We start from the raw sequence: 12,881 nt of genomic DNA on the forward strand, positions 1-12,881 counted from the left end.
ATACCGGTCCTCTCCGCTTAATCCTCGTAGCCGTTGGGGTTCTTCATCTGCCAATTCCACGCGTCGCGGCACATGTCCTCGATATCGTATTGAGCTTCCCAACCCAGATCGCGCTTGGCCTTGTCGGCGCTCGCGTAGCAGGTGGCGATATCGCCGGCGCGACGCGGTTTGATTTGGTAGGGCACCTTCTTGCCGGTGGCCGCTTCGAAGGCCTTGACGACGTCGAGCACGCTGTAGCCCTTGCCGGTGCCCAGGTTCCACACATGGACGCCCGTCTGACCTTCGACCGCCTGAAGGGTCTTCACATGACCGCGCGCAAGGTCGACCACGTGAATGTAGTCGCGCACGCCCGTGCCGTCATGGGTGTCGTAGTCGTCGCCGAACACGCCCAGCTTGGGCAGCTTGCCCAGGGCAACCTGAGTGATGTAGGGCATGAGGTTGTTGGGGATGCCATTGGGGTCTTCACCCATAAGGCCGCTCGGATGAGCGCCGATCGGGTTGAAATAGCGCAGCAGCGACACGTTCCATTCATGATCGGCCACGTACAGGTCGGAGAGGATCTGCTCGAGCATCTTCTTGGTCTGACCGTAGGGGTTGGTGGGATTGCCCAAGGGGCACTCTTCGGTAATGGGAACGAAGGCCGGGTCGCCGTAGACCGTTGCAGAAGAGCTAAAGACGATGTTCTTTACGCCATGCGCGCGCATGACGTCGACCAGGATAAGGGTGCCCTCGATGTTGTTCTGGTAATACTCCCAGGGCTTTTCGACGCTCTCCCCCACCGCTTTCAAACCGGCGAAATGAATGACCGAGGAAATCGATTCCTTCTCGAAAATGTCCCACACGCCCGCTCGGTCGAGCATGTCGACTTTATAGAAACGAGGGCGCGTACCAGTGATCTCCTCGATGCGGTTGAGCGACTCCTCCTTGGAATTGACAAGATTGTCGAATACGACCACATCGTACCCAGCATTGATGAGCTCCACGCAGGTATGGCTTCCGATGAACCCCGTACCGCCGGTGACGAGAATGGTTTCCATGAAAAACTCCTTTTGCAAGCCGACGCAAGCGCCTACCGCTTGCCTCCCGAATAGTGTAGATGATATGTGCAATGAGAGGGTAAACCTTAGAAAAAGTCCAGATGGCAACCGCGCAGGACATCAATGTTGCACGTCGAACCACTCGATACAGTAGAATAGCGGCCATGGAACGATTCACGTATGCACGAGGCGCAGGTAGGTTCGTCCGCCAAGGCGCCCTTATCCGTCACACGTACACTCCCAGCCAACGCATTGGCGGGGCTCTCGCTTGCGCGGCCTTCTCGCTCGCCTTGTTGCCCGGCGTCGCCCAGGCCGACACCGTCGCCGACGCCCAAAGCCAGCTCTCGAGCGCGGAAGCCCAGATGAGCTCGATCGTGGACCAATACAACGCCACCAAGAGCCAAGCCGACCAGCTCCAGCAGCAGATCGACGAGACCACGCAGACGGCCGCCGACGCCCAGGCGGCGGTGCTCGAAGGCCGCGAAGAGCTTTCGAAAGACGCGGTCGCCCACTATCGCGGCAACGAATCGTCGCAACTGCTCACCCTGCTCTTGTCTGCCGACAATGTGAACGACCTGTTCGAGAACATGCACTACATCGAAATGATCATGCAGGACACCTCGGACAAGATCAACGAGCAGAAAGCCCGCGTCGACACCTACAACGACGCCCTGAGCGAGCTCAACGGCCAGCGCGACCAGCTGCAATCCCAGCTCGACACCCTCGATGGCCAGCGCAGCCAGGCCCAAGCCATCGTCGACGCGGCCAGCGCCAACCTGCAAAACGCCCAGGGCGAAGAAGCGGCCCGCCTCGCCGCCCTCCAGCAGCAGGCGGAACGCGTGAGTGAGGACGCGACTCAAAACGATTCCGACGTTTCCATCTCTCCGGAATGGAATACGGGCGATCATGAAGAAGCCGACGACCAGGCGAGCAGCGGCCAAAGCTCGTCGGGCGCCAACGCCAACTCGAACGCGAGCTCGAAGCAGAACGCCAGCTCGAATGCCAATTCCGGTTCGAGCACTTCCAACAGCGCCTCTTCCAACACCTCGAAGAACAACGGATCGTCTTCGGCCGACAGCTCGACCGGCTGGAAATCGGGCAGCGCATCGGCCTACGGCGGCTCGACCGACCCCTCGACCCCCAACCCCGGCTACACGGCCACGGGCGCCATCTGCAACGACAGCTCTATGGGCGTCGCCGTCCCCATGTCCATGCCCGGCTACCGCAGCCTGCTCGGCCGCTCGGTCGAAATCAAATACAACGGCAAAACCGTTATCGCCCGAATCAACGACTGCGGATCCATGGGCGGCGGGTCGCGCGTGCTCGACCTGCAGCCAGGCGTCTTCAAGGCGCTCGGCTTCTCTTCCTGCCAAGCATGGGGCGTGCGCACGGTCCAATACCGCATCCTCTAGCCTCGACAGCACCGAAACGCTCTGAACGCCCGCACCCGCGGGCGTTCTTTTGTTGCACGCCCGATCGAACGCCCGGCGGGCGCGCCGCGGGCGCGCAGCATCCGACAGCCATCCGCACCGCAGCCGCTCTGCGAGCGTTCGGCTATTATGAAGGTACCCGAATGAAAGGTGGAATCATGCTTTACAAGAACGTGCTCGTCGCCTACGACAAATCGGAACCCGCCAACCATGCGCTTGAAGCCGCTTTGGAGCTGGTGCAGGGAGATGCCGAAGCCAGGATCAACGTCGTTTCCGTGCTCACGAGCATGGAAGAGGCTTATTCGTTTACCGGCTTCGGATCCGGGCTTTCGAGCGAAACCGGATCCGCCGCCCTCGACTACGAGACGATCAACGCCATTGAGCAGACCGTGGCCGCCCGCCAGAAGGACGAGCTTGAAAAGGCAATAGACGTCGTAGTGCCGGCAAACGCCAAAGACCGGGTGCATATCGATATCGAATTCGCGCCGAGCCCGGCTGCGGGCCTGCTGTCCTATGCCGAGCGCGCGGGCAGCGACCTCATCGTGATGGGCAACCGAGGGCTGGGCGCCCTGCGCGGTCTGCTCGGAAGCGTAAGCTTCACCGTGCTGCGCTCCGCTCCCATCCCCGTACTCATCGTAAAATAGAATCGAGTTCCCTTCGTGTCTCCTACTTCTCCCCAGAGGGTCGACCGGCCCGCATACGACCGCTTAACGCCCACCTTCATGGTAGAGCTGGCAGCGCCCCATACCTGGCCGGCAGCGATTTTCCCCGTCTTCGTCGCCTGCGCCTTAGCCGTCGCCAACGGCGGATACAAGGGTACGGGATCCGTCAACGGCTTGATGGTGCTCGTCCTGCTTGCCATCTGCATCCTGCTCCAAAGCGCCGTCAACACGATCAACGACTACTTCGATTTCGTGAAGGGCACCGATAGCGTCGACAACCAGCCCGACCCCACTGATGCCGTCCTCGTGTACCACCACGTGAACCCAAAATCGGTGCGCACCTATTTCATCAGCCTCATCGCGGTCGCATTCGCTTTGGGCGTCTACGTGATAGCGCGCACCGGTTGGGTTCCCCTTGTCATCGCCCTGGTGGGCGTCGTCGTCATCTTTCTCTATTCCGGCGGCAAAACGCCCATCTCCTACCTTCCCTTGGGAGAAGCGGTAAGCGGCTTCGTGATGGGCGGCCTGATCCCGCTCGCCTGCTATCAAGCGCTTACCGGCAGCTTCAGCTGGATGGTCCTCCTCTGGTCGGTACCGCTGATACTGGGCATCGCGCTCATCATGCTCACCAACAACGGATGCGATATCGATAAGGACGCCCTCGCCCATCGCAAGACCCTGCCGGTCTTGCTCGGCCACGACCGCACACGCACGCTCTACCATGCGATCATCTACCTCTGGATAGGGGCGATCTGCCTGCTCGTTCTGGTCTTTTTCTTCGACGGATGGATCGCTCTCCCTTTTATGCTGCTCGCGGCCCATCCCTTTGGACGCAAATTGCTCGCCAACCCCCTCACCCCCCAATCTCGCGCGGGAGCCTTCGCCCTCTGCGCCACCATGAACATCACGCTGGGGGCTTTCTACGGCGCCGCCATCATCGCGAGCATCGTCCCCACCGTCTTCGTTATCTAGCCAGCGACAAGCGCATGCCAAGACCGAGCGCCCGTCCTCCCGCCGAGGACGGGCGCTCGTCGTTCGATGCGCTTTCGTCGAATTGAAGACCGCTAGGCCTTCCACACCTTTTGGATGCAGCCGGAAAGCGAGGAGAGGTCGGCATGGGCAACGAGCTCGTCGACGGTAGCGGGCCTATCCTCGGGCACCATACCCGCGACAAAGGCGATGTGGCCCAGAATCCCTGCAGCAGACCCGTAGGTAGCCCGCATCTGGTCTATCGACGCATCATGGTCGCGCTTGGACAAACGTCGGTCCGTGCGCGACACAAGCAAGGGAACGTGCCCGTACGACACGTGTTCGAAGCCCAAAAGATCCTGCAGGTAGGCCTGCTGGGGGCAACTCGAAAGGAGGTCGACCCCGCGCACCACCGACGTCACACCCTGTGCGGCATCGTCAACGACCACGGCAAGCTGGTAGGCGAAGGCCCCGTCGCTGCGACAGATAAGGAAGTCGCCGCAATCGACCGCCAAGTTCTGCGCGTAGCGGCCCTGAAAGAGGTCGTCGATCACATAGGTGCGATCGGGAACGATAAGCCGCATCGAGGGAGACCGCCCTTGGGCTTGGAGGTGCCGCATACGCGAAGCGCGCTCATCTTCGGTCAGATTTCGGCAGGTCCCCGCATACACGAACTTCTCGCCCCGATGGGGCGCCGACGCCGCATGCACATCGGCACGCGAGCAAAAGCACGGATAGACGAGTCCCCTGTCGACAAGGTTGTGAAAGGCCTGGCGGTAGGCCTCGGTCCGCATGCTCTGGTAAAGGGGGCCCACATCCCAACCGAGCCCCAGGTAGTCGAGGTCGCGCAGGCAGGCCTGAGCGAATTCCGGTTTGGAGCGCTGGGGATCGAGGTCTTCGATACGCAGAGCGATGGTGCCACCCGCCCGATGTGCCACGATATACGCCACCAGATAGGAAAAGACGTTGCCCGCATGAAGACGCCCCGTCGGAGACGGGGCGAATCGACCGCGTACGCTGGGAGAAACGCTAGCGTTGGCCATGGGGAACGCTCGCCACGCCCGATCGGAAGGCCGCGATGTTCATATCGATGGTTTTCGGCGGCACCTTCAGGCGAATCTGCTCTTCCCACGATTCCAGAGGGAAATCCATTCCAGCCGCAAGGGCGCCCAGCAGCACCACGTTGGCGCACTTCAGGCTGCCGGCTTGTTCGGCCAGCTGGGAAGCAGGAACCAAATGGGCTCCCATCGAGGTCAAGCGCTCGCGGGCTCGCGCGGGCATATGGGCGCGGCCGGTAAGGACCGGCTGCGACTTGATAGCCTCGTCGTTGACCAAGAGCATACCGCCCGTACGCAGATAGGAGATGTTGCGCAAAGCTTCGGTCGTCTCGAAGGCGAGCAAGTAGTCGGCACACCCCAAATCGCAGACCATGGAATTGACTTGGGCGCCCAGACGGACGATGGTCGACACCGAGCCGCCGCGTTGGGCCATTCCATGGATTTCGGAAAGCTTAACCTGCAAGCCGTTGGCGATAGCCGTTTTCGCGAGCACGTCGGCAGCGAGGATGGTGCCCTGACCACCTACACCCACCAAAAGGACCGTCGTTGCCTTATCGCTGTTCACCGTAACCTGGCCGCTCATTAGCGCACACCTCCCGGAAGCTGCTCGATCGCGTCGAAGGCGCAGTATTGGGCGCACTGGCCGCACCCCACGCACATATCGGGGTCGATGAGGGCATGCCCCGATTCCTCCTCGCGTGCAAGGGCGGGGCAGCCGATCGACACGCAGACCCCGCATGCCGTGCAGGACCCGTTCACGTAATAGGGAGCTCCCGGCGTGAAAGCGCCCTTGAGCAAAACGCAGGGGCTCCTGAAAACGATGACCGACACATCTTCGGTATTCTGCGTCGCACGCTTGATGGCCGCACGCGTGGCCTTCACATCGTTGGGGTCGACCTCGACGACGTCCTCGATGCCGATGGCGCGCACCATCGTCGCGATGTCCATCTCGCGTGAGGGTCGGTTCTGCAGGGTGACGCCATTGAAGGGGTTGCCCTGGTGGCCGGTCATGGCCGTCGTACGGTTGTCGAGCACGCAAATCGTCGCGACGCCCTTGTTGTAGGCGATGTCAAGCAAGCTCGAGAAGCCCGAATGGGCAAACGTGCTGTCGCCGATGATGCCGACGACCGGCCGATGGGTCTTGCCCTTCCAGGCGAGCTCGAAACCATGGGCCATAGAAACGGAAGCGCCCATATCGATGGTCGTGTCCATGCCGGAAAGCGGAGGCAAGGCACCCAAAGTGTAGCAGCCGATATCGCCCGTCACGATGCATTTGGCACGGGTCAATTCTTTGAAGACCGTCCGATGGGGGCAGCCGGGGCACAAGGCCGGCGGTCGGCCAGGGAGGTCGGTCGGGGTCTCGCTGGATGCGGGAACCTCCTTGCCGAAAGCGAGGGCGATGGCGCGCGGCGAAAGCTCCCCCGCTTCGGGGAGCGGATGGGGGAAGGCGGCCACCGGCACGCCCTCAGCCTTGACGTTGAGGGAAAGGTAATTGGACGCCTCGTCGACGACGTAGACCGCGTCGACCGAGTCGGCGAAGGTATGGAGGAGCTCTTCAGGCAGGGGCCATGAAAGGCCGATCTTCAAAATCGACGCTTCGGGCATGGCATCGCGCACGTACTGGTAGGCCGCCCCAGAACAGACGATGCCGATCTCTTTAGAACCGGGTTCGATGCGATTGAAGGGGCAGGTATTGGCCCAGGCGCTGATCTTGGCCTGACGCTCGTTGAGCGACAGGCGGCGAGGCTTGGCGAAGGCGGGCATCATAACCCACTTGGCCGGATCCTTCTGGTAGGCGGCGGGATCGACCTCATGCTCGACGCGCTCGGACACCTCGACTGGCGATTTGGCATGGCTCACGCGCACGGTGCTGCGAATGAAGAAGGGCATATCGAAACGCTCGGAAAGCTCGAAAGCCGCCTTCGTGAAGGCGAGGGCTTCGGCCGAATCCGACGGTTCGAGCAGAGGAATGTGCGCCGCCAGGGCGTAGAAGCGGGTGTCCTGCTCGTTCTGGCTCGAGTGCATGCCCGGGTCGTCGGCGGCAAGCACGACCAAGCCTCCGTTCACGCCCGTGTAGGCAACGGTGAACAGGGGGTCGGCGGCAACGTTGACGCCGACGTGCTTCATCGTCGCGAGCACGCGCGCACCTGCCGCGCTCGCACCCACGCCGACCTCGACGGCAACCTTTTCGTTAGGGCACCATTCGGCGTACACGCGGTCCTTCTTCGCGAAGTTCTCGAGCGTTTCGGTGCTCGGCGTGCCCGGGTAGCCGACGCCGATGTTGGCACCCGCTTCCCATGCGCCCTGCGCGATTGCCTCGTTGCCCGACAAGAGCTGCATACGGTCTCCTTCTCGCTCTGCGCAGGACGGCATCCTGCGCCCTCTGCTCGTCCTATTCGCTGTACAAAAGGCAGAATGCCCCGATCTGCACGATGTCGCCGTTGTGCAGGGTTCGTTGGGACACGTTTTCGTTGTTGATCCAGACCCCGTTGAAACTGCCCTCGTCCTTGATGGCGAACCCCTGCCCCACCGGCAGAATCACCGCATGGGAACGGGATACGGTCATGTCGTTCAAAAAGAGGTCGCACTGGGGGGACCGGCCTACCGTCATCTCGCGATGATCGAGATGATAGGTGGTATCCATGTTCTGCGGCCCGCGCACGATGCGCATGGTTGCCTCTTTGGGAGCGGCGGGCTTCGGCTGAGCCTGGGGGGTTTCAAGCGAGATGGGCTCGAACTCCTGGGTGGAGCCCACCAGTTTGAAGCCGCACGCCGGGCAGACGGTATCGGTTGCCTTCAGTTCTCCGTTGCATACGGGGCATCTGTTCATATCGGTCCTCCTGTATAGCTACAGCATAGCGTAGCATCCCTACGCTTGCGTCCTGTCGTTGATGAGCGGCGTCTCATTGTACAGCTGGGCATCCGCCTGAGTCTGCGCGCCCGTTATCCCCGCCGTAAGCCGCGTCCACCACACCCCCAGGGACTCCAGCACGTTGGGACCCGCAACGGTTTCCGTGGCGACGAGGTCCTGGGTGGCAATCGCTTCGTTGTGCTGGTAGTAGGTGATCGTGCCCACCACGTCGCCGGCTTCGACGGTGCCGGAAAGGTCGCGGTAGTCCACCGATTGGCTCACATTGCCGTGCAGGTCGAACACCTTGACGGAGGCGGTCGGGTCGGCCAAGGTGGCCTTCACCGTCTTGTCCGTCCAGGCCCCGTCGGGAACCGCAGCGACAAGGGGTACCTCATTGCCGTTCTGGTCTACAGTGGTCTGGCTGGTCTGCGCCAAGGCGTAATCGATGCGATGGTCAAAGACCCAATCCCACAGGGTGCTCGTGTCGGTAAACCGCGATTTCTCGGTGGCGCTGTGAAGGACCACCGAATAGAGGGTGACGCCGTTTTTCTTCACCGCGCCCGCGAAGCATTCGCCCGCGCTGTCGGTGAACCCGGTTTTGATGCCGAAGGCGCCCTCGTAGGACTTCAGCAACAAGTCGGTGCTCTCGAGCTTCAAGCCCACCTGCTGACCGCCGCGCGTAACGGTGCAGGTCCCGCCATCGATGCCGGTGATGCCGGTGATAGCCGACTTCTGCGCCGCATAGGAGACAAGGGTCGCCACATCGCGCGCCGTAGAATGCATCTCCCCCGGGTATTTGTCGCCATCGAGCCCATGGGGGTTGGCGTACACCGTGTTGGTCATCCCCAATTCGGCCGCCTTGTCGTTCATGGCCTGAACGAAGCGGGCCGCACAAGCCGTCGCGTCGGACGCGTCCTTGCCTTCCGACTGCAGCATCATCGCCCCCACCGTTTCCGCGATCGCCTCGGCCGCATCGTTGCCGCTCGGCCAAAGAAGGGCTTTCAGGGCTTCGGAAAGGGGCATGGTGTCCCCTTCCTTGAGCGAGGCGGTCGATTCGCCGATCGAGGCTGCATACTTACTGATGACGACCTGCGTATCGAGCGGTACCGAATCGAGGGCCACCACGGCCGTCATAACCTTGGTGACAGAAGCGATATGCACTTGAGCATCGGCGTCCCGCTCGAAATACACCATGCCGTCGGAATCCATGACGATCGCGTAATCGCCCGCTATGCTGGGGGCCTTGGACGAGGGGATGCCGGCGTCTTGAATCGTCTGGCCGGCGACGATGTCGCTCGTGCGCACGTCGGCCCACGCGGCGCCCGGAAGGCAGAGGGCCACAGCGCACACGACCGCAAGGAGGCGGGCGGGCACGCGATGGGAAGCCTTTGTTTCGCTATAGGAAGAAATCAACATCACAACCTCGGCTTTGACGACGCATATGCGACAACTATACCGTTGCCATGAGAAAAAGAGCCGGCCGCGCACGCATCTTCTCAGAGAACACGTCCTTGCGCCAACCAGTGCAGACAAGGGCGCATCCTGGGAAACGCCACCACCCGATCAACCAGGACAGGCGGCGCGTGCGCCGGGACCTAACGAGACGTCGAAAGAGTGTCGTCCTCGACGCTCGTATCACCCGCCTTGACCGCCCGTACCTTGCGCGCGCCCGTGCGGGCGTAATAGACGGTGGTGTAAATGCACAGCGCCAAGCCGGCATAGATGAACCAGATGCCCCACCCTGCCGGCTGGGCGTTGAAACCGGGGAGCCACGAGACATCGCAGAGGCCGAGCCCGGGAACGAGCGGATAATTGAGGATGAGGGCGGCAAAGCCGATAAAGAAGAACGTCGTGGCCACCTTGCCCGGGTAGATCACATCGACACGGACGTTCCAACGCTTGAGCAGGTAGGTGTACCCGGCGATCATGCCAAGGTCGCGCGCCACGACAAGGATGATGATCCACAAGGGGACACGACCTACGAGAAAGACCCCGAGAACCCCGCAGATCATGAGCAGCCGATCGACGGCGGGATCGAGAATACGGCCGAGCTTGCTTACCGTATGGGTACGGCGGGCGATCTGCCCGTCGAGGAAATCGGTTGCAGCGGCGAGCGCGAAGACGACGGTCGCCGCAAGGTCGTTGCCCATGAGCAAGAGCACGAGAAACGCCGGCACCATGCAGAGGCGGATGAAGCTGATGACGTTGGCAACGGTGAAGACGGCATCGATAGGGTCGCTTTGGTTGCCTTGAGGGCGCTTGCTTGCCTGTTCTACCACGATCTGCACGCTTCCTTTCACGAAAAACGGGTACGCACGTGTGCGTACCCGTCTGCATGATACCCTACCGCGTGCGAGAACTACTTCGCAGCTTCACGCGCCGCCTTTGCTTTCATAGCAGCTTCAATTTTCGCCTTCTTGGCCGCTTCCTTGGCGGCGAGCTCTTCGGCCGAGGGAGCCGGCTTCTCGAGCGTGTCCCGTGAAATCTGGCGTGACGGTTTCTGGTAGCCGGGAGCCATGGTCAAGCAGGGCACCGGGCAGTTGAGCACGCATGAGCCGCATTGCACGCACCGGAAGCGATCGATGCTCCAGGTGCCCTCCTTGCGGTCGACGGCAAGGGCGCCGGAAGGGCACACCCGGGAACAGGTGCCGCACAGGGTGCAGGCCGCGATGTCGTTTTCGATATGCCCCTTGATGCCCGCCGGCAGGGGCTTTTCCTCGAAGGGGTAAAGCACCGTGCTCGGTTTGCCGAACAGCGATTTAAGGGTCATTTTCCCCAATTTGAACGAACCCATGTCCCTACCTTTCGGTGCAGCTGATGCACGGGTCGATGGTGAGCACGATCATGTTCACGTCTGCAAGATCGCAGCCTTTCAGGGCGGCAGCCATGCCGGCGAGGTTCATGCTCGTAGGCGTGCGCATGCGCATGCGTTCCAAATACTTGGTCCCGTTGCCCTGAGCGAAGTAATAGCACTCACCGCGCGGCTGTTCCAGGGCGCCGCAGGCCATCGCGCCGTCGGAGGGGCTGCCTTTGGGCTTTTCGAACACGGGGCCTTCGGGAATGCGGGCTATCATCTCTTCGATGATGTCGATCGACTGGAGGATCTCCTTGGCACGCACTTCGACGCGCGCAAAGCAATCGCAGTCGGTGGAAGTGATCGGCGTGAAATCGGACAGCTCAGCGTAGGCGCCCGTCCCCTTGCAGCGCACGTCGTTGACCACGTTGGATGCGCGCGCGAACGGGCCGACCATGCCGAATTTGACGGCATCGTCGTGCTCGATCACGCCCACGCCCACCAAACGGCTGCGCACGCTCGCGTCGTTGAGGAAGGCGCGGCAGATCTCGTCGTATTCGCCCTTGATGCCTTCAAGCACCTCCTGCACGTGCTGCAAGGTGGCGGCGTCCTGGTCGCGCACCATGCCGCCCACGCGCACCGCCGAAAGGATGACGCGTCCGCCCGTCATGGCCTCGAAAAGGTCGAGCACGCGCTCGCGCAGACGCCAGCAGTGCATGAAGAGGCTCTCGAAACCAAAGGCGTCCGCGGCGAGGCCCATCCACAGCATATGCGAGTGGATGCGGCTCATCTCATGCAAGATCACGCGCAGGTAGGAAGCGCGTTTGGGGACCTCGAGCCCCATAAGCCCCTCGACCGTTTCGGCATAGCCCAGACTATGCCCCACGGCGCAGATGCCGCAGATGCGTTCTGCGATATAGATGAACTGGTTGTAATCGCGCGTTTCGGTGAGCTTTTCCAAGCCGCGATGGATGAATCCGATCTGAGGCACCGCTTCGATGACCGTTTCGTCTTCCACCACAAGGTCGAGATGAAGGGGTTCGGGCAGAACGGGATGCTGGGGACCGAAGGGAATGATCGTCGCTTTACCCATTTACTTGTCCTCCCCTTCTTCAGCCTGCGTCATTGTCGGCGCAGCGGATGCCGCGGCTTTCGCCTGCGCGTCCTTCGCCGCCTTGGCGGCCTTAGCCTTGGCGATTTTGGCGGCCTTTTCCATAGCCGCCTTCTTTTCAGGCGTGATGACGGTCATCGGCTCGCTCATATCGGTCGAATAGAAATTGAAATGGAAATCGAGCAGCATGCCGTCGACCGTGAGGCCGTAGAGATCCTGCGTTTCGTTCTCGAACGGAAACACGCCGGGGAAGGAACCCTGAATCGAGGGGATATGGCTCTTGTGAGGGACGTTTTTCACCCGGTAGTTCTCATAGACGTCGTCGCCGCCGTCTACCACGAAGGTGTAGATGATATCAACCCCATCGACTCCGTTGACGCAATGCGTGTTGACGCAGCGATAGCCGGCGGCCTGCTTTTCGGCAGCCAAGTCGACGAGCTCCGAGAGCTCGATATCGGTGAATGTTTGCTTGACGGTCATGGCGTCTTAGGCCCCCTTCTTCAATACGGGAGCATCGAGCGGGATGATCGGCGCGTGCTCGCCCTTCTTCATTGCCTCGTATTTCTCTTCGAGCACCTTTTCAGCTTCGACGATCGCGTCGATCAAGGCCTCGGGGCGCACCGCGCACCCGGGGGCGTAGACGTCGACGGGGATGGCTCGATCGACGCCGCCGATTACGTTGTAGCAATCATGGAAGACGCCGCCCTCGCACGCGCAGCAACCGCAGGCGATGACTGCCTTGGGTTCCGGCATCTGGTTGTAAATCTCCCTGATCACGTGGATGTTGCGGGAGTTTACGCTTCCCGTCACCAGGAAGATGTCGGCATGCTTGGGATTGCCCGTGTTGATGACGCCGAAGCGTTCGGCGTCAAAGCCGGGACAGAGAGTCGCGAGCACTTCGATGTCGCAGCCATTGCAGCTCGACGCATCGTAGTGGATGACCCAGGGGGATTTGCTCATAAAGGACAT

General features: G+C 61.6%; 14 protein-coding genes. 3 read left to right on the forward strand and 11 right to left on the reverse strand.

What is annotated here, in order from left to right; genetic code table 11:
- Positions 1–17 precede the first annotated feature (17 nt).
- Positions 18–1,037 carry a UDP-glucose 4-epimerase GalE gene (gene galE, locus BN3270_RS06540; protein ID WP_058986336.1) on the reverse strand — a complete coding sequence of 340 codons (1,020 nt, stop codon included), beginning with the start codon at positions 1,035–1,037 and terminating at the stop codon, positions 18–20.
- 164 nt (positions 1,038–1,201) lie between these two features.
- Between galE and BN3270_RS06545 the strand changes: the two genes are divergently transcribed.
- The 3 genes from BN3270_RS06545 to BN3270_RS06555 all read left to right on the forward strand — a co-directional run bounded on the left by BN3270_RS06545 (position 1,202) and on the right by BN3270_RS06555 (position 4,101).
- Entirely contained in the window at positions 1,202–2,449 is a 1,248-nt protein-coding gene (locus BN3270_RS06545) for a coiled-coil domain-containing protein (protein ID WP_058986337.1), read from the forward strand.
- Between the two features lie 176 nt (positions 2,450–2,625).
- Positions 2,626–3,111 carry a universal stress protein gene (locus BN3270_RS06550; protein WP_058986338.1) on the forward strand — a complete coding sequence of 162 codons (486 nt, stop codon included), beginning with the start codon at positions 2,626–2,628 and terminating at the stop codon, positions 3,109–3,111.
- Between the two features lie 78 nt (positions 3,112–3,189).
- On the forward strand, positions 3,190–4,101 hold the full coding sequence (locus BN3270_RS06555) for a prenyltransferase (protein ID WP_058986339.1): 912 nt from the start codon (positions 3,190–3,192) through the stop codon (positions 4,099–4,101).
- Positions 4,102–4,193: 92 nt separating this feature from the next.
- Here the strand turns inward: BN3270_RS06555 and gluQRS are convergent, their stop codons facing one another.
- The 10 genes from gluQRS to BN3270_RS06605 form a co-directional block, all read right to left on the reverse strand.
- Positions 4,194–5,141: a tRNA glutamyl-Q(34) synthetase GluQRS gene (gene gluQRS, locus BN3270_RS06560; RefSeq protein ID WP_058986340.1), complete on the reverse strand. Its 948-nt coding sequence runs from the start codon at positions 5,139–5,141 to the stop codon at positions 4,194–4,196.
- On the reverse strand, positions 5,128–5,739 hold the full coding sequence (locus BN3270_RS06565; RefSeq protein ID WP_058986341.1) for an indolepyruvate oxidoreductase subunit beta: 612 nt from the start codon (positions 5,737–5,739) through the stop codon (positions 5,128–5,130). The genes gluQRS and BN3270_RS06565 overlap by 14 nt, the downstream gene beginning before the upstream one ends.
- Positions 5,739–7,496 carry a thiamine pyrophosphate-dependent enzyme gene (locus BN3270_RS06570; RefSeq protein WP_058986342.1) on the reverse strand — a complete coding sequence of 586 codons (1,758 nt, stop codon included), beginning with the start codon at positions 7,494–7,496 and terminating at the stop codon, positions 5,739–5,741. The genes BN3270_RS06565 and BN3270_RS06570 overlap by 1 nt, the downstream gene beginning before the upstream one ends.
- Positions 7,497–7,548: 52 nt before the next feature.
- Positions 7,549–7,986, reverse strand: a complete 438-nt coding sequence (locus tag BN3270_RS06575) for an FHA domain-containing protein (RefSeq protein ID WP_058986343.1) — start codon at positions 7,984–7,986, stop codon at positions 7,549–7,551.
- A 39-nt stretch (positions 7,987–8,025) separates the two neighbouring features.
- Complete coding sequence (locus tag BN3270_RS06580; protein WP_271711945.1) at positions 8,026–9,381, reverse strand: D-alanyl-D-alanine carboxypeptidase family protein; 1,356 nt, start codon at positions 9,379–9,381, stop codon at positions 8,026–8,028.
- 221 nt (positions 9,382–9,602) lie between these two features.
- Complete coding sequence (locus BN3270_RS06585; RefSeq protein WP_271711946.1) at positions 9,603–10,295, reverse strand: CDP-alcohol phosphatidyltransferase family protein; 693 nt, start codon at positions 10,293–10,295, stop codon at positions 9,603–9,605.
- 71 nt (positions 10,296–10,366) lie between these two features.
- Positions 10,367–10,801 carry a 4Fe-4S dicluster domain-containing protein gene (locus BN3270_RS06590; protein WP_058986344.1) on the reverse strand — a complete coding sequence of 145 codons (435 nt, stop codon included), beginning with the start codon at positions 10,799–10,801 and terminating at the stop codon, positions 10,367–10,369.
- 4 nt (positions 10,802–10,805) lie between these two features.
- Positions 10,806–11,894 (reverse strand): hydrogenase large subunit, encoded by a 1,089-nt coding sequence (locus tag BN3270_RS06595; RefSeq protein WP_058986345.1) that lies wholly within the window; start codon positions 11,892–11,894, stop codon positions 10,806–10,808.
- Positions 11,895–12,392, reverse strand: a complete 498-nt coding sequence (locus BN3270_RS06600; protein WP_058986346.1) for an NADH-quinone oxidoreductase subunit C — start codon at positions 12,390–12,392, stop codon at positions 11,895–11,897.
- 6 nt (positions 12,393–12,398) lie between these two features.
- Positions 12,399–12,881: an NADH-quinone oxidoreductase subunit B family protein gene (locus BN3270_RS06605; RefSeq protein ID WP_058986347.1), complete on the reverse strand. Its 483-nt coding sequence runs from the start codon at positions 12,879–12,881 to the stop codon at positions 12,399–12,401.

Origin of the sequence: Hugonella massiliensis (assembly GCA_001486445.1) — a bacterium.
In the GTDB taxonomy this organism is placed as follows: domain Bacteria; phylum Actinomycetota; class Coriobacteriia; order Coriobacteriales; family Eggerthellaceae; genus Hugonella; species Hugonella massiliensis.